Below are 22,802 nucleotides of genomic sequence, written 5' to 3'. Positions count from 1 at the left end.
CTGACTTCGTGTTGTACTTGCATACCCGCAGGACTGGTCCGTCCAGTCCCCCGAGACGCCGAGAGGAGGCGAGTCCAGTGATCAGCATCAACACCAGCTCCGTCAGCATCGTGAAAATGACCGATCGCTCGGCCGTCTCCGCGTGCATGCTCGGCGTTTCGAACCTGGGCACCGGTCTGTCCGGCATTCGTGCCGTCCGTCCGGCGTCCTCCTCCGCTGCTCCCGCGGGCCTTCCTGTCCGCGAGCGCAATGAGCGACCGACCAAGGCACTGGAAGCAGCAGTAGTGGCACAGGCACAGGCCTATGCCTTTACGGCGACCGGTGCCGGATTCCGGAAGCAGACGACGCAGCACCACCAGATGTGGGCCTTCCGTGGGCCAGAACCCTGGAGTGATCCAGCCTGATCGCAGATCAGGCCGGCGCCTTCAGGGCCGCGGAACCCCATCCGGGATCCGCGGCCCTTCTGTTTGTCCCTGAACAGGGATGACGGACCGAAGGAGCCTCGGGACAAGAAAAGAACCCGGTACCACCACCCCCCGGCCAACAGGCCGGAACGAACAGACGAGGAAGACGAACCGTGCAACTCGAAGCGCACGCCCCGTCCGTACCGCCTTCCGACACGATCCCCAAGCTCGGCTCCACGGAGGACCCCGCCTTGACCCCGCTCACCGCGCTCACCGCGCTCGACGACGCCATCGAGAACCTCGGCGTACCCGTCCCGTGCCGTTCCTACGACCCGGAGGTCTTCTTCGCCGAGTCGCCCGCGGACGTCGAGTACGCCAAGTCCCTCTGCCGCACCTGCCCGCTGGTCGAGGCCTGCCTCGCCGGTGCCAAGGAGCGGCGTGAGCCCTGGGGCGTCTGGGGTGGCGAGCTGTTCGTCCAGGGTGTCGTCGTCGCCCGGAAGCGGCCGCGTGGCCGCCCGCGCAAGAACCCGGTCACAGCATGAACACCGCAGGAACGATCGACCGACCCCTCACGCACGACCCCAAGAAGCAGGCCCCGATGAAGCCGTCCACTTACGAGCCCGCAGGCTCCGCGAACCAAGACTTCACCATCAGCGGCGCGAAGGACTCGCGCCAGAACAGGACCCGTGAGATGCAACTCATCCCAGAAGCCATGGCTCGCGCGCATATGCGCGAGCGACTGCAGGAGGCGGAGCGGGATCGACAGGCCGTGCGCCTGGTGGCCGCCCGCCGGATGCAGCGCAGGGCGGAGCGCGCTTCCCTGCGTGCCCGCCGGGCGCTCGCCATGGCGGTCATGCAGTAACCCGCCGCACCTGAAGTGGGGGCGGCCCGGCCCAGGAGCCCGGGCTGCCGCCGCCGACCTGTCACCGCGGGGGCCGGTCCGTACCGAACGGACCGGCCTCCGCGGTGCGTTGTACGGACGAACCGACTGGAGGGTGCGCGAGGCCCACCGTGCCGGGGCCCGGTGCTCACCGGCCGAGGGCGTTGCGCCCTGCACGCTCCGGGTGTTGCGCCACCGAACCCGGGGGCGTTGTGCCCACCGTGTCGCCGGGTGCGGAGTTATCGTCGCCGGGTGACGAGTCCTTCAGGAGGCAGTGCCGACGGCTCCGCCGCCCAGCCGCGGCGCTTTGTCTGTGCCCGCTGCGGCACATCGGCCGAGGTCCTGACCGACGCTCCACCACTCACCTGGACCTACTCCGTGGAGGACGGAGCGCGCCGCCACTTCTGCGAGACCTGCTCCCGGGACAACCTCAGGTCCATCGAGGGGCGCCTGGACTCGGACTGGTGGTGACGCCCACGGCCCGGGCTCACCCCTCCGCCACTGCTTCCTCGTCGTCCGCCGGGTCCTCCCAGACGAATCCCGGCAGCCACTCCTCCAGTTCCTCGCGCAGCCGCACGGTCGCCCCGAGCTGGCACAGCACTCCGATCGTGCTCAGCGTCACCCGGTGGATCAGCAGATAGGACGGGGGCAGGTTGAGCTGCTTGCCGAGCTGGTAGGCCGGGGAGCGGGGGTCGGCGACACGGGCCGCCTGGCTCCGCATCCAGCCCCGGGTGAAGGTGAACTCCTCGACCTGGGCCGGCTCGATGATCGGCAGCAGGTAGTCCATGACGGCGTCCGGGTCCAGCTCTATCGTCTCCTTGACGAACCCTTCCACGCGCAGCAGCTCGTAGACCGCCTCGGCCTCCCCGTCGAGGGTCATCCGCAGGGACTCGCCGATGGTGGCCGGCAGGCCGCCAGGGAGCCGGTCGACCGTGCCGAAGTCCAGGACGCCGAGGCGCCAGTCGTCCTCACCCTCCGGGCCGCCGGGCAGGAGCCGGAAGTTGCCCGGGTGGGGATCGGCGTGCAGCAGGCCCGTACGGGCGGGGCCGGAGAACAGGAAGCGGGCCAGGAGCTGACCGGCACGGTCGCGCTGCTCCTGGGTGCCGTCCGAGATGATCTCCGACAGCGGGATGCCGTCCATCCACTCGGTGACCAGCACCTGGTCGGACTGGTGGACCACCTGCGGCACGACCACGTCCGGGTCGTCCGTGAACTCCTCCGCGTGGGCCTGCTGGGCCTGGGCCTCCAGGCCGTAGTCCAGCTCCTCCGAGACGCGGTCCTTCAGCTCCGCGATCAGCGGCTTGATGTCCATGCCGGGAATCAGCGGTCCGAGCAGTCGCGAGAAGCGACTCAGCTGGTTCAGATCCGACAGCAGGGCTTCACCGGCGCCCGGGTACTGCACCTTGACCGCCACCTCGCGGCCGTCGTGCCACACCCCCCGGTGGACCTGGCCGATCGAGGCCGCCGCTGCGGGCTTGTCCTCGAACTCGAGGAAAAGCTCCTGCCAGCCCTCGCCGAGCCGCTCCTCCAGCACCGCGTGCACGGTGCGGGTCGGCATGGGCGGCGCGGCCTCCTGGAGCTTGGTCAGCGCGGCCCGGTAGGGGCCGGCCACCTCCTCCGGAAGCGCGGACTCGAAGACGGACAGGGCCTGCCCGAACTTCATCGCCCCGCCCTTGAGCTCGCCGAGCACCTTGAACAGCTGCTCGGCCGTGCGCTGTTGGAGTTCGCGGCCGACGAGCTCGGCGGATTCGCCGACGATCCGCTTGCCGAATCCCCAGGTCGCCCGCCCGGCGATGCCGAGCGGGAGCGCGGCGAGCTTGGCGGTCCGGGTAACCGCCTTCCGGGGAAGATCAGACATGCGCCCTCCAAGTCCCAGCCGGCCGCTCCGCCTCTGCCTCACGGCACTGCTCCGACGGCCGTTGCACAGCCATTGTCTCGTGCGACTCCCCTTCCTCCGAGAGGTGCTCCCCTTTTCCTCTCTCCACCGCCGCGCACGGGCATTCCGGATGGGCCCGGATCGGCCGCGCATGCCAGCGGAGACCAGGGACGGAGACCTCCCAGCGTGCTCCGGCGCTCGACGGGATATGGCCGTCGAGGAAAGCGAGCGCGTGCGCGGCCGCGAGGCCGGCCACGGTCGTGGCCAGCGTCAGGTCGCAGGGCCGGACCTGCCGCTGCCTGCCGGAGCGCCACTGGGCGACCAGGCGCGGCCAGGCCGGGTCCCGGTCGGCGCGGCCCTCCTGCAGGCACCTCGCGCAGCTCGTCTCCCCGGGCAGCACGAGAGGGCCGACCACGCCGGTCCCCTCCACCACACCGGCGTACAGATGGGGTGTCCCGGCAGCCATCAGCGGCTCGGCGGCGGCCGGGTCGGGCGCGTGCACGGCGACATCGTCCCGCGGAGCGAGGATCACCAGTGAGAATCCCGGGTCGCCCGCCCCCGGGCAGGCCTGAGCCGATGCGCGGCGCGGCGGCCGGTCCGGGGCCGCCCGGCGCACGGCACGGCGGGCCGACTCGTCCCTGCGATCACCGACGGACTCCGCCGGAAGCCCGCCCGGCGCGACGTCCCACGGCTCCACACAGCCACCGTCGAGTACGTCCACCTCGCCCACGCCCGCTCCGGCCAGGAGCGAGGCCAGAACTGCACCCACCCGGCCCGCGCCCCGTACCCGCACGCGCTGCGAGCGCCGGGCCGCCAGCTGCCCGATCGCGTCGCCGGGTGCCGAGGTCGTCAGGGACAGGGAGGCCAGGTCGGGGCGCAGCCGGTCCAGGACCTCCGTCTTCTTCCGCAGGACGTCGGCGGCCGGCCCTCCGCCCCGGGCGTCGTCCAGCAGCCCGGCCCGAGCGAGCCCCCGCACCAGCCCGTCGACATGACCGTCGGGCAGGCCCGTACGACGTCCCTCCTCACGCAGAAGCTCCAGCCCGCGCGTGCCGTTCAGCAGGTCGAGGAAGCTGCCCGTCGCCAGGTCCATCGGGCCGAGCGTCATCGCATGAGCCGGTGTCATCCCGAACTGCACGGTGTTGAGGTCGCGCCAGCCGCGCCTGAGCGCGGGTTTCACCATCGGATGCATGACAGGCCCCCGTATGCCATAGGTCGTCCCCGTATGCCGGCGGGGCGAGGATGCAGGCCCTGGCGGGTCACGCCGAGGCCGGCTGCAAGAGGGTCCGTGCGCAGACCAGACCCGGACACAGACGCGGGCCCGTGCGCAGGCCCACCCCGGGCGCGGGAGCGGTCCCTGGTCCCGGACCGGCCCCGCCATCGCTTCGCCGACGAGATCCAGCATGCCCAACCCCGCCGCCGGCTGCCGAAAGTTGTCCACAGGCGCGAGCATTCGTCGTACAAATCCGGCGGCCGGTGGGGGCGGCGGCACCGAACCGTCCCGGAGTCGGGACTTCCCCGTGCGCAGCGGGTAACGTCGGGGCGTGCCCGCCGACCCACTGCACCGCGCCGGAACGCCACACCGCAGCACGACGAGCCAGCCGCCGAGCGGCTCGGGGGCGAGCGCGATCGAGGTCCGCAGGAGCGCCCGCCGACGCAGAACGGTCTCCGCGTACCGCGAGGGCGATCGCACCGTGGTGCTCATCCCCGCCCGCATGTCCGAGGCGGAGGAGCAGCGCTGGGTGAACGTCATGCTCGACAAGCTGGCCGCCCAGGAGAGCAAGCGGGCCCTCGGAGACGCCGAGCTGGCCGAGCGGGCCCGACGCCTGTCGGACCAGTACTTCGACGGACGGGCCCGGCCCGTGTCGGTGCGGTGGGTGACCAACCAGAACACGCGCTGGGGGTCCTGCACCCCCGCCGAGGGCAGCATCCGCCTCTCGCACCGCCTCCAGGGCATGCCCGAGTACGTCGTCGACTACGTCCTCGTCCACGAACTCGCCCACCTGCTCGTCCCCGGACACGGACCACGCTTCTGGGAACTCCTCACGGCCTATCCGCGCACGGAGCGGGCCCGGGGATACCTCGAAGGCGTGGTAGCCGCCGAGCGGTTGCCCCATGTACCCGGCGCGCGGGGTGAGAGCCCCGCGGGGTGACCGACCGCTTTCCGCGAGCGAACAGCCGATACGGCCGAGCGGACGTTCTGTACCGGCTCTGTACCGACCTCGTCCGATGTCCGAGTTTGCCGTTAGCCTGGCGCGACGCAATCACGTTCTGGATGGGGGACGGTCGTTACGCATGGCCAGGGAATTCCAACGCGGCCACAAGGCCAGGATCAGTGACCTCACCGCGGGCACGGATCTGTACGTAGGTGTACAGATCGGCGGCCCCGGGCTGAGCTTCGACATCAGCTGCTTCGGCCTCGACGCCGACGAACGGCTCTCGGACGACCGGTACTTCGTCTTCTTCAACCAGCCGAAGTCCCCCGAGGAGTCCATTCAGCTCCTGGGCGCCCAAGCGGGCGACACGGAGTCCTTCCGGGTGACGCTCGACCGGATCCCGCCGCAGATCCAGAAGCTGTCCTTCACAGCGACGATCGACGGCGCCGGCCAGATGTCGCAGATCGCCTCCGGCTACATCCGCATCGTCGCGGGCGGCGAGGAGGTGGCGCGCTACTCCTTCAACGGCTCGGAGTTCTCCACCGAACGGGCCGTGATGCTGGGTGACTTCTACCTGAAGGACGTCTGGCGGTTCGCCGCGGTCGGGCAGGGCTTCGACGGCGGTCTGGACGCACTGCTGCAGAACTTCGGCGGCGAGGTGGCCGAGGAGGAGGCGCCCGCGCCCGCCCCGCAGGAGCCGCAGACGGGCGCCGCCCCGGCCTTCGCCCCGCCCGCGTTCGGCGTCCCCGGCACTGCGGAACCCGCCCCGGCGTCCGCACCGGCGGCGCCTCCGGCTCCCGCCCCCCAGCCCGCCGCGCAGGGCTTCGCGCCTCCGCCCGGCGCCACCCCGCCGCCGGCCCCGGCGCCCGCACCCCAGGTGCACGCCGCCCCGACCATCGTCGCGCCCTTGCACACCCCGCCCGGTGGCTCCCAGGTTCCGCCCCCCGCCCCGGCGCCCGCGCCGTACCCTCAGCCGGGCCAGCAGCCGCCGCAGTACGGCCAGGTCCCCGGTCAGACGGCCCCGCCGCCTCCCGGCTACGGCCAGCCCCAGGCACCTCATGCACCTCAGGCACCCCAGGCCCCGGCCCCGCCGCCCGGCTACGGCCAGCCCACCCCGCCCCCCGGCTACGGACAGCAGCCGCCGCCGTTCGGTCAGGCCCCCTACGGAGCCCCGCAGGGCGCCCCGCAGGGTGCTCCTCCCCAGGGCCCCGGTGTGTCCGCCGCGCTCCAGCAGTTCAAGGAGACCCCCACAGGGCAGCGCTGGACGCAGCAGAACAAGAAGCTCGTCCGCGTCGACCTCGGCATCGGCGGACAGCCCGTGCTGGCCCGGCAGGGCAGCATGGTGCTCTACCAGGGCAAGGTCGACTTCAGCTACAAGGGCGCCGGATTCGCCGGCCGGATCGTGGGCAACGCGACCGGCCAGGAGATGCAGCTGATGCGCTGCACAGGCCAGGGGCAGGTGTTCCTCGCCGAGAACTCGACCATGCTGCACCCCCTCGAGCTGCAGGGCGACGCAGTCTGCGTCTCCGCCGAGAACGTCCTCGCGTTCGACGAGACCCTCACCTACGAGGTCCGCCGCATCGAGGGCCACGGCATCCCCGGGGGCGCCCTGTTCACCATGCAGTTCCAGGGCACCGGCACCATCGTCGTGAAGACGCACGGCACGCCCGTGGTCCTGCCCGTCACGCCCACCACGTTCGCCGACTGCAACGCCGTGGTCGCCTGGTCGGCCGCAGCCCAGGTCGTCGTCTCCAGCCAGGTGCGGATGCGCCGCAACTCCTACCCCGGTGACACGGGGGAGAGCGTGAACCTCCAGTTCCGGGGAGCGCCCGGGAACTTCATCGTCGTCCAGCCGTACGAGGTCTGAGGGAGCCCGTCATGACACAGCAGCTCGCGGGCCACGCCCCCGCACCCGTCACCGCCCGCATGGAGAACCACGGCAACCACATGCTGAAGGTCGCCATGCAGACCGGGAACGACCTCCTCGCGCGCGTGGGGTCGATGGTCGCCTACGAAGGGTTCGTCCAGTACGAGCCCAACCCGCCCGCCGTGCGCCAGATCGCCAAGGACTGGCTGACCGGCGAGGGCGCGCCCCTGATGAAGTGCTCCGGCGACGGCCTGCTCTACCTCGCCGACTACGGGGCGAACGTCGTCGTGATCAACCTCAACGGCGACGGCATCTCCGTCAACGCCACCAACCTGCTCGCCTTCGACGCCCACCTCACGTGGGGCGTGGAGCGGGTCAAGGGCCTGGCGAAGTTCGCCGGGCAGGGCCTGTGGAACACCAAGATCTCCGGGCAGGGCTGGGTCGCGCTGACCTCCCGGGGCAAGCCCATCGTCGTCGACTGCGGAGGCGGCGAGGACGAGACCTACGTCGACCCCGACGCGCTCGTCGCCTGGTCCCCGAACCTCAAGGTGAAGGGCAAGCGCAGCTTCCGGGCCCAGTCGCTGATCGGCCGCGGCAGCGGCGAGGCCTACCAGATGGCCTTCTCCGGTCAGGGCATCGTCGTCGTCCAGCCCAGCGAGGACAGCACCGACCGCCTCCGGGTCCGGGGCTGAGGGGGAACCACACGCCATGCAGAGCCCGATTTTCGCCTACAACGAGCAGCAGACCCAGGAACGCTGGAGCCTGCAGAACAAGCAGATGCTGCGCGTTGCCCTGGAGGGCCACGACGACATCCTGGCCCGCAAGGGCACGATGGTCGCCTACCAGGGCCTCGTCGAGTTCGACGCCGAGTTCCAGAGCAACCAGCAGTCACGCGCGCGTGCGCAGACCGGGGAGGGCCTGGACCTCATGCGCTGCCACGGGCAGGGCACGGTCTACCTCGCCAACCTCAAGCAGCACGTCCACGTCATGGAGGTGGACCAGGACGGCCTCACCGTCGACAGCAGCTACGTGCTGGCGATGGACTCCTCCCTGCACCACGACGTCATCGCCGTGGACAGCCTGTACGGCATCTCCGGCTCCGGGAAGTACCAGCTCAACATCTCGGGCCGGGGCAAGGTCGCCCTGATGACCTCCGGGATGCCGCTGCTGCTGCAGGTGACGCCGGACAAGTACGTCAACTGCGACGCCGACGCGATCGTCGCCTGGTCGACGGGCCTGCGGGTGCAGATGCAGGCCCAGACGCACTCCTCCGGGGTGTGGCGACGGCGTGGCAGCACCGGCGAGGGCTGGGAGCTGAGCTTCATGGGCACCGGCTTCGCGCTCGTCCAGCCGAGCGAACTGCTGCCGCCGCAGAACGCCCAGATCGGCTCGGGTCTCGCCGCGCAGTACGGCATGGGCCAGCAGGGAGCGCGGGGACAGAACCAGGGCAACGCCTGGAGCTGATCGCTCCGCGGGTTGCGCCGACGGGCTCCAGGGGGCTGCGGGCCGGTCCTCGGGTGCGGGCCGTATGCGGCTGGTCGCGCAGTTCCCCGCGGCCCTGAGGGGGGCGACCGCCCATGGCGGCCGCCCCCTCAGCCGACTGTGAGCTCACAACCTCGCGCGCGTGGCCTCCAGCAGCCGTACGACCGACTCGTCCGCCACCTCCGGCACCTCGTCGTAACTGAACCAGCGCACGTCGAGTGACTCGTCGCTGATCGCGTGCATGGCGTCCGGGGGTGCCACGACCGAGTACTGGACGTCGAAGTGGCAGTGGCACGGTGGCGGGATCGGATGCCGGTCCAGCCGCACCGGGCCGCCGGGCAGCAGGGAGAGACCCGGGACGCCGGACTCCTCCGTCGCCTCGCGCAGGGCCGCGTCCGCAAGGGAGGTGTCGCCGGGCTCGCAGTGGCCGCCCATCTGCAGCCACATCCGCAGCTTCTTGTGCAGGGTCAGCAGCACTCGGCCCCCCTCGGGGTCGATCACCAGCGCGCTCGCCGTGATGTGACCCGCGTGGCAGGCCTTCCACAGGCCGTTCGGGTGCTCCGCCAGGTGGTCCAGATAGGCCTGGCGCAGCTCCGTCTGGTCCTCGTACCCCTTCAGCACGAGGACCGCGTCGTCGTACAGGCTCACCCGGCGTCGTCGCCCTTGTTCTTGTCCTCGGCCTCGTCCTCGCCCGCGTCCTTCTTCTTCAGGTCGGGCTTGTCCGCCGCCTCGCCGAGCATCTTGTCCAGCTCGGAGAAGTCGATCTGCTCGCGGTGCACGAAACCGTCCGGGTCGTCCAGGTCGGTCGCCGTCGGCAGCATGTCCGGGTGGTGCCACAGGGCGTCCCGGCCGTCGACACCGCGCGCGTCCGTGAGCGAGGCCCACAGACGGGAGGCGTCCCGCAGACGACGCGGGCGCAGCTCCAGGCCGATCAGCGTGGCGAACGTCTGCTCGGCGGGACCGCCCGAGGCGCGGCGGCGGCGCAGCGTCTCGCGCAGGGCGTCGGCGGACGCCAGACGCGGCTTGGCGGCGGCGTGGACCACCGCGTCCACCCAGCCCTCCACGAGCGCCAGTGCCGTCTCCAGACGGGCCAGGGCCGCCTTCTGCTCGGGCGTGTCCTCCGGCTGGAACATGCCCTGCTGGAGGGCCTCCTGCAGCTGCTCCGGGTTCTGCGGGTCGAACTGGCCGACCACGTCCTCCAGCTTGGCCGTGTCGACCTTGATCCCGCGGGCGTAGCCGTCGACCGCACCGAACAGATGCGAACGCAGCCACGGCACGTGCGCGAAGAGGCGCTGGTGGGCGGCCTCGCGCAGGGCGAGATACAGCCGCACCTCCTCCTGGGGAACGCTCAGGTCCTTGCCGAACGTCTCGATGTTCACCGGCAGCAGCGCGGCCTTGCCGGCCGGGCCGAGCGGAAGGCCGATGTCGGACGAGCCGACGACCTCTCCGGCCAGTACACCGACGGCCTGCCCGATCTGCGTGCCGAACATCGCGCCGCCCATCGAGCGCATCATGCCGATCAGCGGGCCGGCCATGGCCTGCATCTCTTCCGGCAGGACGTCGCCCATGGCGTTGCCGACGCGCTCGGCCACCGGGTCGACGAGCTCCTTCCAGGCGGGCAGGGTCGCCTCGACCCACTCCGCGCGGCTCCAGGCCACCGCGGAGGCGGCGCCGGAGGGCAGCGACGTGGCATCGTCGAGCCACAGGTCGGCCAGGCGGACGGCTTCCTCGACGCCCTTGCGGTCGGCGGGGCCGACGCTGGCGTCCTTGGTGCCGTCAGGACTGCCCTGGGAGACCGTCTGGCGGGCGATCTGCTTGGCCATGTCCCAGTTCACCGGGCCGCCCTCGTAGGAGAGCATCTGGCCCAGCTGCTGGAACGCGGCGCCCAGGTCGGTGGGGTTCAGCGACCCGAACATGGCTGCGAACGGATTGTCCGCACCAGGGCCACCGGGGCCACCGGGGCCTCCGCCGAAGCCTCCGGCTCCGGGCAGGCCGCCAAATCCGAACGGGTTGGCCGGTCCCTGACCACCACCGCTCTCCTGGTCCTTCTTCTTGCCCTCGTCGCCGTCGTCCGGCTCCTCCGGCGGAAGGCCGAATCCGAATGGGGTGTCACTCACGGGATTCCTCGGCTGGTAGGGCCACCGGTTCTTTCCGGCGGCACGGCTGCCCGACATCACCACCCAGCGTAGACACCCGGGGCGGATCGGGCCTCGGTGCTTCGCCGACTGACGGCCTGCGGCAGGATGGATGCCACCTGGTACGCACGCGTCGGACGCGCTCGTACTGAAGACAACCGCTGGAGACGCCCGGTGAGTTCCCCAGATCCGCAGGTTCGCGCAGCGCGAAACCAGTCAACCAGTTCCGCGAGTCCCGCGGCGCGCGGACCCGTCGTCGCGGTCACCGGCGCCGCGTGCGGCGTAGGAGCCCTGCTCACGGAGCGGCTCGCCGCATCCGACGAGGTCAAGCAGGTGCTCGCCATCGACGAGCGGCGCGGCGAGTGCGCGGCGGCCCAGTGGCACATCCTGGACGTACGGGATCCGGCCATCGCGGACAAGCTGCGCGGGGCCGACGTCGTGGTGCACCTGGCACTGGATCTCGATCTGGAAACCGACGCGGCCGCCCGAACGGCCTACAACGTACGGGGGACGCAGACCGTCCTGACGGCGGCCGCGGCGGCCGGAGTGCACCGGGTCGTGCTGTGCACCTCGGCGATGGTCTACGGGGCGCTGCCCGACAACGAGCTGCCGCTGTCCGAGGACGCCGAGCTGCGCGCCACGGCGGAGGCGACCGGTGTCGGTGACCTGCTGGAGATCGAGCGGCTGGCGCGCCGGGCACCCCGGGCGCACCCGGGGCTCAATGTCACCGTGGTCCGGCCGGCCGTGCTGGTGGGCGGCACGGACACCGCGCTGACCAGGTACTTCGAGTCTCCCCGGCTGCTTGTCGTCGCCGGGTCGCGGCCAGCGTGGCAGTTCTGTCACGTCGAGGACCTGTGCAGCGCGCTGGAGTACGCCGTCCTGGAGAAGGTCGACGGGGAGCTGACCGTCGGGTGTGACGGCTGGCTGGAGCAGGAGGAGGTCGAGGAGCTCAGCGGGATCCGGCGGATGGAGCTGCCGTCGGCGGTCGCTCTGGGCGCGGCGGCGCGGCTGCACCGGATCGGGCTCACGCCGTCCCCGGCCGGGGACCTGGCGTACACGATGTACCCCTGGGTGGTGAGCGGCAGCCGGCTGCACGATGCCGGGTGGCGGCCGCAGTACACCAACGAGGAGGTGCTGGCGGAGCTCCTGGAGGAGGTGTCCGGCCGGCACACGGTCGCCGGACGGCGGCTGGGCCGCAAGGACGCCACGGCCGCGGGTGCCGCGGGTGCGACGGTGGCGCTGCTGGGTGCGGCGGCGGTGGTGCGGCGGGCGCGGAAGGCCCGGCGGCGGATCTGAGGAACCGGCTGCCGGAATCGCCGAAGAGGGCCGCCCCTGTAGGAGGCTCCAAACGCCTACGCGCGCGTGCCGGTCGATAGCTCTATTCCGCGCTGTCGGTCGCGTGCGGCACGATGGACCCATGGCAACCACGAACGATCACCCCGGTGAGCAGGCCGCGCAGGATCCGATCAGGCTGATCGGGATCCGGGACTCGGCCCTCTCCCTGGACGAGGTGTTCCGGGCCGTCGGGGACGATGCCGCCGGCGGCACCGCGCTCTTCGTGGGAACCGTGCGCAACCACGACGGTGGTGCCGACGTCGACGAGCTGGGGTATTCGTGCCACCCCAGCGCCGAGGCCGAGATGCGGCGGATCGCCGAGAAGGTCTCCGCCGAGTTCCCGGTGCGGGCCCTGGCGGCCGTGCACCGCGTGGGGGACCTCCGGGTCGGGGACCTCGCCGTGGTCGTCGCCGTCTCCTGCCCGCACCGCGGAGAGGCCTTCGAGGCGTGCCGGAAGCTCATCGACGACCTCAAGCACGAGGTGCCGATCTGGAAGCACCAGAAGTTCTCGGACGGTACGGAGGAGTGGGTCGGCAGCTGCTGATCCGGGGAGCCGTCCTCCGGTTGCGTAACCGCACCCCCGGCGTGAGCGTTGTCACTGCGGATCGTTAATCTGCTGATCAGTCAGTTGCGGACGCTCAAAGGGGTTGGAGGTCGGCATGGCGGCGCTCGCCTGGTTGCTGATTCCGCTTGTGGCTGCCATCGGCGCGGGGCTCTGGGGCAGTTGGGCCAACCGGACCCGCAAAGTCCGTAACGACGGCCCGGAACTCACCGGCTACGCCCGCTTCCGGGAGGCCATGGAGAAGCCCCGGCCCGGTGCCTGACGGGAGAAGAACAGCAGGTCACAAGCGTGGTGGAGCGCAGGGTCGCCCCGGACGGGCGGCCCTGACGGTGCGCTGACAGGACCGTCCCGTAGTGTCGTGTCATGCCACGCCGCACCGCGACGATGCTCGCCTCCACCCTGATGCTGATCGCGCTCTTGTGCGCGGGAGTGTTCATCCCCGTGCCCTACGCGGAGATGTCCCCGGGGCCGACGGTGAACACGCTGGGCGATCACGACGGCGAGCCGGTGCTGCAGATCGCGGGCAAGAAGACGTACGCGACGAGTGGCCACCTGAACATGACCACGGTCCGGGTCACGAGCGCCGACTACCGGATGAACCTGGTCGAGGCCGTCTACGGCTGGCTCGCGCACGACAACAAGGTCGTGCCGCACGAGACGCTCTACCCGGACGGCAAGACCGAGGAGCAGTCGACCCAGGAGAACGCCGAGGAGTTCAGCCAGTCCCAGGAGAGCGCCAAGGTCGCCGCCCTGAAGCAGCTGGACGTTCCGGTGAAGTCCTGGGTCATCGTGTCGACGGTCGTCAAGGGGTCCCCGGCCGAGGGCAAGCTGCACGCGGGGGACGTGATCAAGGCCGTCGACGGTACGGCGGTGAAGGAACCGGCCGACGTCGCGAAGCTCGTCACCAAGCACAAGCCGGGCCAGGAGGTCCGCTTCACGATCGTGCCGGCCAAGGAGCAGGCCGCCGCGGAGAAGGAGAAGCGGACGCCGACCAAGACGCAGGACATCGCGATGACGACCACGACGTCCGACGACACCGGTGAGAAGCGGGCCATCGTGGGGATCTCCGCGGGGACCGACCACACGTTCCCGTTCACCATCGACATCAAGCTCGCCGACGTCGGCGGGCCGAGCGCCGGGCTGATGTTCGCGCTCGGCATCTACGACAAGCTCACCCCGGGCAGCCTGACCGGCGGCAGGTTCGTGGCCGGCACCGGCACGATCGACGACGCCGGCAAGGTCGGGCCGATCGGCGGCATCGAGATGAAGACGGTGGGCGCGCGGGCCAAGGGCGCGCGGTACTTCCTGACGCCCGCCGACAACTGCGCGGCCGCCGCCAAGGACACCCCCGACGGCCTCACCCTGATCAAGGTGGGCACCATCAAGGACGCCCTCGGGGCTCTGAAGGACATCCGCAGCGGCGACACCGCCGATCTGCCGAAGTGCGGTAAGTAGGCCGGGCCCCAAGGACCAGCCGGGCCCAAGGACCAAGGGACCAGGCGACCAAGGGACCGGGGGACCAGGGAAAAGGCGACCAGGGGCCCGGAAGACCGGACCCCACAGTCGTCAGGGGTTACTCCTCGAACGTCGCCGCCAGCGCCTCCGCCAGGCCCGGAACCAGATCGGAACCGGTGAGGACCTCGGTGGGGGAGTCCTTCTCGCGCAGCCGCAGGGCCGACTCGCGCGTGCCGTCGCGCAGGACCGCGACCGTCATGCGGACCTCCTGGCGGTCCGGGTGCTCCGCCACCCACTTCGTGAGCGCGGCCTCGCTCAGACCCTTCGGAACCTGGGCCTCCGCGGACGGCGGCAGCATCAGGCGCTCCACGGCGAGGGCGCAGCCGACCACCGCGTCGGGCCAGGCGATGGTGGCGAGGAACTCGTCGAGCGGTTTGCCCGTTGGAACTTCGTCCTGCTCGATCGGGGTGAGGCCGGAGTTCTCCGACTCGTCCCCCAGACCGAGCCGGTCCGCGAGTGAGGGCTGTTCGGCCCGCAGCCGTGCGGTGTCGACGAGGGCGAAAAGGCGGGCCGGCTGATCCCAGCCGAGGCCGGAGACGTACTCGTCGATCTCGAGAACGGCCCGGGTGAGCGGGTTCGCAGCCATGGGAGTGTTGGACATGGTCACAATCCTCTCTCGTTCCCGGCCGGAATCGGGAACCGAGTAAACGGTGAGTAAGTTGCATAGGTGGGGGCCCACGATCACGGGGGCCACGCACGGTCCGTGAAGACGCGGGCCTGACGAATCAACAGCGAACTTCGAGGTGCGCACCTTGGCTTTCCAGATGCCGGACCGCGGCGGAGGCCCTTCGGGGCCGCGGATCAGAGTGGGCCGCCCGTCCCGGCGTGTCCGGACCCTGCTCATGACGCTGGGCGTCCTGGCCGTTCTCGGCATGGCGTTCACCATGTTCGCGGGCTTTTGGACGGACTGGCTCTGGTACCGCTCGGTGAACTACTCCTCGGTCTTCACCACCACCCTGTGGACCAAGATCGGGCTCTTCTTCGTCTTCGGCGTGCTCATGGCCCTCGCCGTCGGCTTCAACATCTGGCTGGCGCACCGGCTGCGGCCGCCGCTGAGCGCCATGTCGATGGAGCAGCAGAATCTCGACCGCTACCGGATGAGCATCGCGCCCTACAAGAAGTGGCTGCTGCTCGGGATCACCGCCCTGGTGGGCCTGATCGCCGGCGCCTCCGCCTCCGGCCAGTGGCGCACATGGCTGATGTGGGTCAACGGCGTGTCCTTCGGCCAGAAGGACCCCCAGTTCAAGCTGGACGTCTCCTTTTACGCCTTCGACCTGCCCTGGTACCGGTTCCTGCTCGGCTTCGGCTTCGCCGCCGCCATCCTGTCCGTGATCGCCGCCGCGCTCACGCACTACCTGTACGGCGGTCTGCGCGTCACCAGCCCCGGCGCCCGCGCCACGGCCGCGGCCACCGGCCACCTGTCGGTGCTCATCGGCGTCTTCGTGGCCCTCAAGGCGGTCGCGTACTGGCTCGACCGGTACGGACTCGCGGTGAAGTCCAGCGACTTCAGGGCGACCGACAACTGGACGGGTCTGAGGTACGTCGACGCCAACGCCTACCTGCCGGCGAAGACGATCCTGTTCTGCATCGCCGTCATCTGCGCGCTGCTGTTCTTCGCCACCATCTGGCGGCGCACCTGGCAGCTGCCCGTGATCGGCTTCGGCCTGATGGTGCTCTCCGCGATCCTCATCGGCGGCCTCTACCCGGCGATCGTGCAGAAGTTCCAGGTCCAGCCCAACGAGCAGGCCAAGGAAGCGCCGTACGTCGAGAAGAACCTCGAGGCCACCCGCCAGGCGTACGGCATCGACGGCACCAAGGTCACCGACTACTCGGGCACCGGCAACACCGAGGACAAGACCAAGCTGCGCGACGACGTCGGGTCCACGGCGAGCATCCGGATCATGGACCCCAACATCGTCTCGCCGACGTTCCAGCAGCTCCAGCAGATCAGGAACTACTACGCGTTCCCGGAGAACCTGGACGTCGACCGCTACGCCAAGGACGGCAAGGACCAGGACACCGTCATCGGCCTGCGTGAGATCAACCTCGCGGGCATCCCGAAGAAGAACTGGATCAACAACCACTTCCGTTACACCCACGGATACGGAGTGGTCGCCGCCAAGGGCACCAGCGCCGATGCCCAGGGCCGGCCGAACTTCACGGAGTCCGACCTTCCGTCCAAGGGCGACCTCGGCACGTACGAGCAGCGGGTCTACTACGGCGAGAAGACCACCACGTACTCGATCGTCGGCGGTCCCCAGAAGGAGATCGACTACTCCGACGACAACGGCGAGAAGACCACCAGCTACAAGGGCGACAGCGGGGTCAACCTCTCCAACCCGGTCAACCGGGCCGCGTACGCGGTGGCGTTCGGCGAGCCGCAGATCCTGTACTCCGGCGCCATCGGCGACGGTTCGCGGATCCTGTACAACCGCACGCCCAAGGAGCGCGTCGAGGCGGTCGCCCCTTGGCTGACCATCGACGGCGACGCCTACCCGGCGGTGGTCAACGGCCAGATCCAGTGGATCGTCGACGCGTACACGACGACGAACGGATACCCGTACTCCTCGCGCACCACCCTCGGTGACACCACGGCCGACTCGCTGACCGCCACCAACGACAACCGCGCGGTCGTGGCCCAGCAGAACCAGGTCAACTACATCCGCAACTCGGTGAAGGCGACCGTCGACGCGTACACCGGCGAGGTCAAGCTCTACCAGTGGGACACCAAGGACCCGGTCCTGAAGACCTGGATGAAGGCCTTCCCCGGGACGGTGGAGCCCAAGAGCGACATCTCCAAGGACCTGATGGACCACCTGCGCTACCCGCAGGACCTGTTCAAGGTCCAGCGGGAGCTGCTCACCCGCTACCACGTGAAGGACGCCACGACGTTCCTCAGCGGCAGCGAGGTGTGGCAGGTGCCGGACGACCCGACGAACCGGTCGGGCAGCGCGGTGCCGCCGTACTACCTGAGCATGAAGATGCCGGACCAGAAGGCGCAGGCGTTCTCGCTGACGACGACCTTCACCCCCACCGGCCGGGACAACCTCAGCGCCTTCATGGCGGTCGACGCCGAGGCGGGCACCAGTGACTACGGCAAGATCAGACTCCTGAAACTGCCGACGAACACCACGGTCAACGGTCCCAAGCAGGTCCAGAGCCAGTTCAACTCGCAAGAGGACATCGCCGAGTCCATCAGGCTCCTGAGAGGCGGCGACTCCGAGGTCGAGTACGGCAACCTGCTGACGGTGCCGCTCGACGGCGGACTGCTGTACGTGGAGCCGGTCTACGTACGCGGTGGCGGACTGAAGTACCCGCTGCTGCGCAAGGTGCTGGTCACCTACGGAGGCCAGACCGCCTTCGAGAACACCCTCGACGAGGCCCTCAACAAGGTCTTCGGAGCGGACGGCCCGGCCACCGAGCCACCGGACGAGGGCGATACGACGACACCACCGCCGACGTCCGACAACCCGACGGTCCAACAGGCCCTGGAGGACGCCCAGAAGGCGTTCGACGCGGGCCAGGAGGCCCTGAAGAAGAACGATTGGGAGGCGTACGGCAAGGCGCAGAAGGACCTCGAGGACGCCCTGCGGCGGGCCGAGGACGCGCAGGCCGAGGCGAGCCGGGCGGGCGGTGCCGGGGGCAGCGAGAGCAAGCCCGACGGCAAGCCGAGCGGCAGTCCGAGCCCGAAGCCCAGCAGCTAGGGCCCTGGCCTGGTCAAATGCTCACCCCGCGCCGTGATACGGTTGTGAACACAACGGCGCGGGGTGGAGCAGCTCGGTAGCTCGCTGGGCTCATAACCCAGAGGTCGCAGGTTCAAATCCTGTCCCCGCTACTGAAGTCGCGATGTCCGAGCGGCACAGCGACACCGAAGGCCCGGATTCCACACAGGAATCCGGGCCTTCGTGATGTGTGAACGCATGTACTGGCACCCGCTGTGGCCGTGCCGCCGTGGGGAGTTGGGCAATCTGTGTTTGACTTGTCTCTCTGTGGGCATGTCGACAAAACGCTGAAGTGACCTCACTGGCTGCGGTATACGAGGTGTACCCAGGTTGCAGGTGGTGCGACGATGGACGTTATGGGGGACAAGGCAACTCTGTTCGAGACAGGGCGTTTTGTGCAGCCTTCCAGCCGGGAGGACACCGAGACCCCGGACGAGACCGGGGAGATCGCCGACGAGGCGGCCGAGGAGCTGCGTCAGCGGCTGGCCGCCGAGGCCGGCGACGTCGAAGCGATGAGTGTCCTCGGGGCCATGCTGCTGCGCCGTGGCGATCTCGACGGGGCCGAGCCTCATCTGCGTGCCGCCACCGCCGCGGGCGACCGGGCGGCCGCCAACAACCTGGGAGTCCTCCTTCACCAGCGGGGGTATGCCGACGAGGCCGCCGGATGGTGGCGCATCGCCGCCGTCGCCGGATCCACGGCGGCCGCGCACGCCCTCGGCCGGCACCACCGCGAGCGCGGCGACGAACCCGCCGCCGAGTACTGGCTGCGCCAGTCCGCCGAGCAGGGGCACACGCTGGGCGCCTACGCGCTCGCCGACCTGCTGGAGCACCGCGGGGACGCCGCGGCCGAGCAGTGGATGCGGGTCGCCGCCGAGCGCGGTCACCGGGAGGCGGCGTACCGGCTGGCGCGGGCGCTGGACCGGAAGGCGGCGCGGGAAGCCGACGGTGACAACGGTGTCCAGGCCCCCGAGGAAGCCGAGCAGTGGTACCGGCAGGCCGCCGCACGCGGCCACCGGCGGGCCGCGCTGCACCTCGGGACGATCCTGGAGCGGCGAGGCGAGCTCAAGGAGGCCGGGCGCTGGTACCTGACCTCCGCCAAGGACGGCGAGGCGCGGGCCGCCTGCGCGCTGGGCTTCCTGCTGCGCGACGCGGGCGACACCGAGAACGCCGCCGTGTGGTGGCTGCGGGCCGCCCAGGACGGCGACGGCAACGCGGCGAACGCGCTGGGCGCGCTGCACGCCGAGCGGGGCGAGACCCAGACCGCAGAGCGGTGGTACCGCGCCGCGATGGACGCGGGCGACGTGAACGGCGCGTACAACCTCGGCTTGCTCTGCGCGGAGCAGGGGCGCACCCCGCAGGCCGAGCAGTGGTACCGGCGCGCGGCCTACGCCGGGCACCGGGAGGCCGCGAACGCGCTGGCGATCCTGCTGCTGCGGGGCGGCGACGAGACGGGCGCGGAGCCGTGGTTCTCCAAGGCCGCGGAGGCGGGAAGCGTGGACGCCGCCTTCAATCTCGGCATCCTGCATGCCGGGAGGGACGAGGAGCAGTCCGCGCTGCGCTGGTACGAGCGTGCCGCTGCCGCCGGGCACACCGAGGCGGCGCTTCAGGTCGGCATGGCGAGGCTGCGGGACGGCGACGAGCAGGAGGCCGAGCGGCATCTGCGCTGTGCGGCCGGGGGCGGGAGCGCCGAGGCCGCGTACCGGCTGGCGACCGTGCTCGACGCGCGGCGGCCGCCGGAGCCCGCGCACGAGCTCGGGGAGCCGGTGCACCGGCGGAGCGAGTGCGAGGAATGGTACGAGCGGGCGGCCTCCCAGGGGCATCGGCGGGCGCAGGTGCGGGTCGGCATGCTCGCGGCGGCCCGGGGCGATGTCGTGGAGGCGGCTCGGTGGTACCGGGAGGCGGCCGAGGCCGGGTCTCGCAACGGCGCGTTCAATCTCGGGCTGCTGCTGGCCCGGGAGGGGAGCGAGCCGGAGGCGGCGGTCTGGTGGACTCGTGCCGCCGACGCGGGGCACGGGCGGGCGGCGTTGCGGCTGGCCCTGGTCTACGCGCGTCGGGGTGAGCTGGCGGAGGGACAGCGGTGGGCCGAGCGGGCCGTGTCGCTGGGGCCGGCGTCCGTCGCCGAGAGGGCGGAGCGGCTGAGGGACGCGCTGCGGCAGGAGCTGTCCGCGTGACCTGGTGCGGGTGGGGCCAGGGTGCAGCCGGGCAATGGATTTGCATCCGCCCTCCGCGGTGACGTAACGTTGCATTCAACGACGCGGGGTGGAGCAGCTCGGTAGCTCGCTGGGCTCATAACCCAGAGGTCGCAGGTTCAAATCCTGTCCCCGCTACTGAAGGCCGAGGGCCGGAATCCGAAAGGGTTCCGGCCCTCGGTGTATGCGGCACCGTCATGCAGCATGGCAGCAGAGAGCCCCGGCACCCATCAGTGCCGGGGCTCTCGCGCGTTCGTGCGGGCTAGGCGGCCGCGCAGTTCGGGCAGACGCCGCGGTAGGTCACCTCGACGTCCGAGACCGTGAAGCCGAAGCGCTCGGTGTCGGGGAGGTCCGCCAGCGGGTTGCCGACCGGGTGGACGTCCCGGATCGCGCCGCACCGGGCGCAGACCAAGTGGTGGTGGGGCTGGTGGGCGTTCGGGTCGTACCGCTTGGCGCGCTGGTCCGTGGAGACCTCCAGCACCTCGCCGAGGGTCACGAGCTCGCCCAGCGTGTTGTACACCGTCGCCCGGGAGATCTCGGGCAGCTTGGCGACGGCCCGGGCGTGGACCTCGTCGGCCGTCAGATGGACGTGTTCGCCGTCGAGGACCTCGGCCACGACGCGCCGCTGCGCGGTCATTCGCCATCCGCGTCCGCGCAGGCGTTCCAGAAGGTCACTCATGGACACCAGCCTAACAGCTAAGGGGACCAGGTCCCGAACAGGTGTGAGTTTAGACCCTCACGTGCTTTAGACATTGTCTATTGTAGGATCGAGAACGACTTTGGCCGGTGGACTGGATCGGTCGTGAAGGGTGCAGGAGGCGCACGTGACGCAGGGACCGCTTACGACGGAGGCCGGGGCTCCGGTCGCCGACAACCAGAACAGCGAGACCGCGGGCGTCGGCGGCCCGGTCCTCGTCCAGGACCAGCTCCTGCTGGAGAAGCTGGCCCACTTCAACCGTGAGCGCATCCCGGAGCGCGTGGTGCACGCCCGCGGTGCCGGTGCGTACGGCACGTTCACGGTGACCGCCGACGTCACCCCGTACACGCGGGCCGCCTTCCTCTCCGGGATCGGTAAGCAGACCGAGGTCTTCCTGCGCTTCTCGACGGTGGCCGGCAACCTGGGGTCGGCGGACGCGGTGCGCGACCCGCGCGTCCACGCACCAGGTGACCTGGCTGTTCGGCGACCGCGGCATCCCCGCCTCGTACCGTCACATGGACGGCTTCGGCTCGCACACCTTCCAGTGGAGCAACCAGGCCGGCGAGGCCTTCTGGGTGAAGTACCACTTCAAGACGGACCAGGGCATCAAGAACCTGACGGCCGAGGCGGCGGCCCGGCTCGCCGGTGAGGACCCCGACTCCCACCAGCGCGACCTTCGCCAGGCCATCGAGCGCGGCGAGTACCCGGCCTGGACCGTGGGTGTGCAGATCATGCCGGTGGCCGAGCCGGCGACGTACCGCTTCAACCCGTTCGACCTGACCAAGGTCTGGCCGCACGCGGACTACCCGGTCGTCGAGATCGGCAGGCTGGAGCTCAACCGTAACCCGGAGAACGTCTTCGCCGAGGTCGAGCAGTCGGTCTTCAGCCCCGCCCACTTCGTGCCGGGCATCGGCCCGTCCCCGGACAAGATGCTCCAGGGCCGCCTCTTCGCCTACGGCGACGCCCACCGGTACCGGGTCGGCATCAACGCCGACCATCTGCCGGTGAACCGGCCGCACGCCACCGTGGCGCGCACCCACTCGCGGGACGGGTACCTCTACGACGGCCGGCACGCGGGCGCGAAGAACTACGAGCCGAACAGCTTCGGCGGCCCGTTCCAGACGGACCGTCCGCTGTGGTCCGCCACGGCCGTGAGCGGCGCGACGGGCAACCACCCGGCTCCGGTGCACGCCGAGGACGACGACTTCGTGCAGGCGGGCAATCTCTACCGTCTGATGAGCGAGGACGAGAAGGAGCGCCTGGTCGCCAACCTGGCCGGCTTCATCGCCAAGGTCTCGCGCGACGACATCGTCGAGCGGGCGATCGACAACTTCCGTCGGGCCGACGGAGACTACGGCAAGCGGCTGGAGGCCGCGGTCCAGGCCCTGCGCGGCTGAACTCCAGCGCTGGACCGCTTGCGGTGGCGGACGGGCCGGGTCCCTCTCGGGGCCCGGCCCGTCCGCGTGGTTACGCCGGAACCTGCTGTCGTGCCGGTGCCCAGCAGCGGATGATGTCGCGGACCGAGACGATGCCGGCGGGTTCGCCGTCGTCCAGCACGATGAGGTGCCGGAAGCCGCCGTGTGCCATGGCGGCCGCCGCCTCCTCCAGGGTCCAGGCCGGGGCGGCGAACACGACGTCGTTGGTGGTGTGGGCCTGGGTGCGTTCCGCGTCCGGGTCCTGGCCCAGGCCCACGGAGTTGAGGATGTCGCGTTCGGTGAGGATGCCGATGCCGGCGTCGGGGTCGTGGACGACGGCCGCCCCGACCTTGCGCGCGGACATCAGCGCTGCGGCCTGGCGCAGGGTGTGGGTCGGGCCGATGGTGAGGACGACAGTGCTCATGGCGTCACGGACGAGCATGGATGGAGCCACCTCCTGGGAGTCTCCCCGCCGTTCGTTCAGAATTTCACAAATTCACAAGTGGGGGGACTCCCAGGGTGGCAGGTAAAGGGAGGGTCAACAAGGGGGCGCTCGGTAACAACGGGGGG

Annotated in this window: 21 protein-coding genes, 2 tRNA genes and 1 pseudogene; 17 read left to right on the top strand and 7 right to left on the bottom strand. The window is 70.6% G+C overall.

All coding sequences use genetic code 11. The features are described from left to right. Positions 1-77 precede the first annotated feature (77 nt). The 4 genes from BJ965_RS13005 to BJ965_RS12990 all read left to right on the top strand — a co-directional run bounded on the left by BJ965_RS13005 (position 78) and on the right by BJ965_RS12990 (position 1,755). A complete protein-coding gene (locus BJ965_RS13005) occupies positions 78-404 on the top strand; it encodes a hypothetical protein (protein ID WP_078615418.1) in 327 nt (108 codons plus the stop codon). A 173-nt stretch (positions 405-577) separates the two neighbouring features. After that, entirely contained in the window at positions 578-946 is a 369-nt protein-coding gene (locus BJ965_RS13000) for a WhiB family transcriptional regulator (protein ID WP_030854855.1), read from the top strand. Continuing rightward, positions 943-1,266 carry a hypothetical protein gene (locus BJ965_RS12995; protein WP_030854862.1) on the top strand — a complete coding sequence of 108 codons (324 nt, stop codon included), beginning with the start codon at positions 943-945 and terminating at the stop codon, positions 1,264-1,266. Before BJ965_RS13000 ends, BJ965_RS12995 begins: the two co-directional genes overlap by 4 nt. A gap of 270 nt (positions 1,267-1,536) precedes the next feature. Next, the gene (locus BJ965_RS12990; protein ID WP_184908786.1) at positions 1,537-1,755 is read left to right on the top strand and encodes a hypothetical protein; all 219 of its coding nucleotides are present in this window, start codon (positions 1,537-1,539) and stop codon (positions 1,753-1,755) included. Positions 1,756-1,771: 16 nt separating this feature from the next. On the opposite strand, the gene BJ965_RS12985 is transcribed toward BJ965_RS12990, so the two are convergent. Next, positions 1,772-3,142 carry an ABC1 kinase family protein gene (locus BJ965_RS12985; protein WP_184908785.1) on the bottom strand — a complete coding sequence of 457 codons (1,371 nt, stop codon included), beginning with the start codon at positions 3,140-3,142 and terminating at the stop codon, positions 1,772-1,774. Then, complete coding sequence (locus BJ965_RS12980; protein ID WP_184908784.1) at positions 3,135-4,349, bottom strand: ThiF family adenylyltransferase; 1,215 nt, start codon at positions 4,347-4,349, stop codon at positions 3,135-3,137. Before BJ965_RS12980 ends, BJ965_RS12985 begins: the two co-directional genes overlap by 8 nt. A gap of 352 nt (positions 4,350-4,701) precedes the next feature. Between BJ965_RS12980 and BJ965_RS12975 the strand changes: the two genes are divergently transcribed. From BJ965_RS12975 to BJ965_RS12960, 4 genes are all read left to right on the top strand, one after another. Beyond that, positions 4,702-5,310 carry a M48 metallopeptidase family protein gene (locus BJ965_RS12975; RefSeq protein WP_184908783.1) on the top strand — a complete coding sequence of 203 codons (609 nt, stop codon included), beginning with the start codon at positions 4,702-4,704 and terminating at the stop codon, positions 5,308-5,310. Between the two features lie 142 nt (positions 5,311-5,452). Next, on the top strand, positions 5,453-7,180 hold the full coding sequence (locus tag BJ965_RS12970; RefSeq protein ID WP_184908782.1) for a TerD family protein: 1,728 nt from the start codon (positions 5,453-5,455) through the stop codon (positions 7,178-7,180). An 11-nt stretch (positions 7,181-7,191) separates the two neighbouring features. Then, a complete protein-coding gene (locus tag BJ965_RS12965) occupies positions 7,192-7,872 on the top strand; it encodes an AIM24 family protein (protein WP_030854889.1) in 681 nt (226 codons plus the stop codon). Positions 7,873-7,888: 16 nt separating this feature from the next. Next, positions 7,889-8,644, top strand: a complete 756-nt coding sequence (locus BJ965_RS12960; RefSeq protein ID WP_184908781.1) for an AIM24 family protein — start codon at positions 7,889-7,891, stop codon at positions 8,642-8,644. A 144-nt stretch (positions 8,645-8,788) separates the two neighbouring features. On the opposite strand, the gene BJ965_RS12955 is transcribed toward BJ965_RS12960, so the two are convergent. Next, positions 8,789-9,310, bottom strand: a complete 522-nt coding sequence (locus tag BJ965_RS12955; RefSeq protein WP_184908780.1) for an NUDIX hydrolase — start codon at positions 9,308-9,310, stop codon at positions 8,789-8,791. Further along, positions 9,307-10,779: a zinc-dependent metalloprotease gene (locus BJ965_RS12950; RefSeq protein ID WP_184908779.1), complete on the bottom strand. Its 1,473-nt coding sequence runs from the start codon at positions 10,777-10,779 to the stop codon at positions 9,307-9,309. The genes BJ965_RS12955 and BJ965_RS12950 overlap by 4 nt, the downstream gene beginning before the upstream one ends. A 192-nt stretch (positions 10,780-10,971) precedes the next feature. Between BJ965_RS12950 and BJ965_RS12945 the strand changes: the two genes are divergently transcribed. From BJ965_RS12945 to BJ965_RS12930, 4 genes are all read left to right on the top strand, one after another. Then, entirely contained in the window at positions 10,972-12,093 is a 1,122-nt protein-coding gene (locus tag BJ965_RS12945; RefSeq protein WP_184908778.1) for an SDR family oxidoreductase, read from the top strand. Between the two features lie 121 nt (positions 12,094-12,214). Next, positions 12,215-12,676 carry a molybdenum cofactor biosynthesis protein MoaE gene (locus BJ965_RS12940; RefSeq protein WP_184908777.1) on the top strand — a complete coding sequence of 154 codons (462 nt, stop codon included), beginning with the start codon at positions 12,215-12,217 and terminating at the stop codon, positions 12,674-12,676. A gap of 115 nt (positions 12,677-12,791) precedes the next feature. Further along, positions 12,792-12,956, top strand: a complete 165-nt coding sequence (locus BJ965_RS12935; RefSeq protein ID WP_167455419.1) for a hypothetical protein — start codon at positions 12,792-12,794, stop codon at positions 12,954-12,956. A 101-nt stretch (positions 12,957-13,057) separates the two neighbouring features. Next, on the top strand, positions 13,058-14,149 hold the full coding sequence (locus tag BJ965_RS12930) for a YlbL family protein (protein WP_184908776.1): 1,092 nt from the start codon (positions 13,058-13,060) through the stop codon (positions 14,147-14,149). Positions 14,150-14,267: 118 nt separating this feature from the next. Here the strand turns inward: BJ965_RS12930 and BJ965_RS12925 are convergent, their stop codons facing one another. Beyond that, complete coding sequence (locus BJ965_RS12925; RefSeq protein ID WP_184908775.1) at positions 14,268-14,810, bottom strand: PPA1309 family protein; 543 nt, start codon at positions 14,808-14,810, stop codon at positions 14,268-14,270. 163 nt (positions 14,811-14,973) lie between these two features. On the opposite strand from BJ965_RS12925, the gene BJ965_RS12920 reads away from it, so the two are divergent. The 4 genes from BJ965_RS12920 to BJ965_RS12905 all read left to right on the top strand — a co-directional run bounded on the left by BJ965_RS12920 (position 14,974) and on the right by BJ965_RS12905 (position 20,258). Next, positions 14,974-17,913: a UPF0182 family membrane protein gene (locus BJ965_RS12920; RefSeq protein ID WP_221513732.1), complete on the top strand. Its 2,940-nt coding sequence runs from the start codon at positions 14,974-14,976 to the stop codon at positions 17,911-17,913. A 57-nt stretch (positions 17,914-17,970) separates the two neighbouring features. Beyond that, a tRNA-Met gene (locus tag BJ965_RS12915) sits at positions 17,971-18,044 on the top strand. A gap of 234 nt (positions 18,045-18,278) precedes the next feature. Next, on the top strand, positions 18,279-20,102 hold the full coding sequence (locus BJ965_RS12910) for a tetratricopeptide repeat protein (RefSeq protein ID WP_184908773.1): 1,824 nt from the start codon (positions 18,279-18,281) through the stop codon (positions 20,100-20,102). Between the two features lie 82 nt (positions 20,103-20,184). Next, positions 20,185-20,258 (top strand) — tRNA-Met (locus tag BJ965_RS12905). Between the two features lie 124 nt (positions 20,259-20,382). On the opposite strand, the gene BJ965_RS12900 is transcribed toward BJ965_RS12905, so the two are convergent. Next, the gene (locus BJ965_RS12900; protein ID WP_184908772.1) at positions 20,383-20,799 is read right to left on the bottom strand and encodes a Fur family transcriptional regulator; all 417 of its coding nucleotides are present in this window, start codon (positions 20,797-20,799) and stop codon (positions 20,383-20,385) included. Between the two features lie 145 nt (positions 20,800-20,944). On the opposite strand from BJ965_RS12900, the pseudogene BJ965_RS12895 reads away from it, so the two are divergent. Next, positions 20,945-22,214: pseudogene (locus tag BJ965_RS12895) on the top strand (catalase). A 70-nt stretch (positions 22,215-22,284) separates the two neighbouring features. Here BJ965_RS12895 and BJ965_RS12890 read toward each other — a convergent pair. Next, complete coding sequence (locus BJ965_RS12890) at positions 22,285-22,674, bottom strand: CBS domain-containing protein (RefSeq protein ID WP_184908771.1); 390 nt, start codon at positions 22,672-22,674, stop codon at positions 22,285-22,287. Between the last annotated feature and the right edge of the window lie 128 nt (positions 22,675-22,802).

The sequence above is a fragment of the Streptomyces luteogriseus genome (assembly GCF_014205055.1).
Lineage (GTDB): Bacteria > Actinomycetota > Actinomycetes > Streptomycetales > Streptomycetaceae > Streptomyces > Streptomyces luteogriseus.
This window is presented reverse-complemented; position numbering and strand designations above follow the sequence as displayed.

Bases quoted from the DNA above. Each gene is read 5' to 3' on its own strand.
- BJ965_RS12995 (WP_030854862.1), top strand. From the start codon at position 943: ATGAACACCGCAGGAACGATCGACCGACCCCTCACGCACGACCCCAAG.
- BJ965_RS12985 (WP_184908785.1), bottom strand. From the start codon at position 3,142: ATGTCTGATCTTCCCCGGAAGGCGGTTACCCGGACCGCCAAGCTCGCC.
- BJ965_RS12980 (WP_184908784.1), bottom strand. From the start codon at position 4,349: ATGCATCCGATGGTGAAACCCGCGCTCAGGCGCGGCTGGCGCGACCTC.
- BJ965_RS12970 (WP_184908782.1), top strand. From the start codon at position 5,453: ATGGCCAGGGAATTCCAACGCGGCCACAAGGCCAGGATCAGTGACCTC.
- BJ965_RS12965 (WP_030854889.1), top strand. From the start codon at position 7,192: ATGACACAGCAGCTCGCGGGCCACGCCCCCGCACCCGTCACCGCCCGC.
- BJ965_RS12960 (WP_184908781.1), top strand. From the start codon at position 7,889: ATGCAGAGCCCGATTTTCGCCTACAACGAGCAGCAGACCCAGGAACGC.
- BJ965_RS12940 (WP_184908777.1), top strand. From the start codon at position 12,215: ATGGCAACCACGAACGATCACCCCGGTGAGCAGGCCGCGCAGGATCCG.
- BJ965_RS12935 (WP_167455419.1), top strand. From the start codon at position 12,792: ATGGCGGCGCTCGCCTGGTTGCTGATTCCGCTTGTGGCTGCCATCGGC.
- BJ965_RS12930 (WP_184908776.1), top strand. From the start codon at position 13,058: ATGCCACGCCGCACCGCGACGATGCTCGCCTCCACCCTGATGCTGATC.
- BJ965_RS12925 (WP_184908775.1), bottom strand. From the start codon at position 14,810: ATGTCCAACACTCCCATGGCTGCGAACCCGCTCACCCGGGCCGTTCTC.
- BJ965_RS12920 (WP_221513732.1), top strand. From the start codon at position 14,974: ATGCCGGACCGCGGCGGAGGCCCTTCGGGGCCGCGGATCAGAGTGGGC.
- BJ965_RS12910 (WP_184908773.1), top strand. From the start codon at position 18,279: ATGGACGTTATGGGGGACAAGGCAACTCTGTTCGAGACAGGGCGTTTT.
- BJ965_RS12900 (WP_184908772.1), bottom strand. From the start codon at position 20,799: ATGAGTGACCTTCTGGAACGCCTGCGCGGACGCGGATGGCGAATGACC.
- BJ965_RS12890 (WP_184908771.1), bottom strand. From the start codon at position 22,674: ATGCTCGTCCGTGACGCCATGAGCACTGTCGTCCTCACCATCGGCCCG.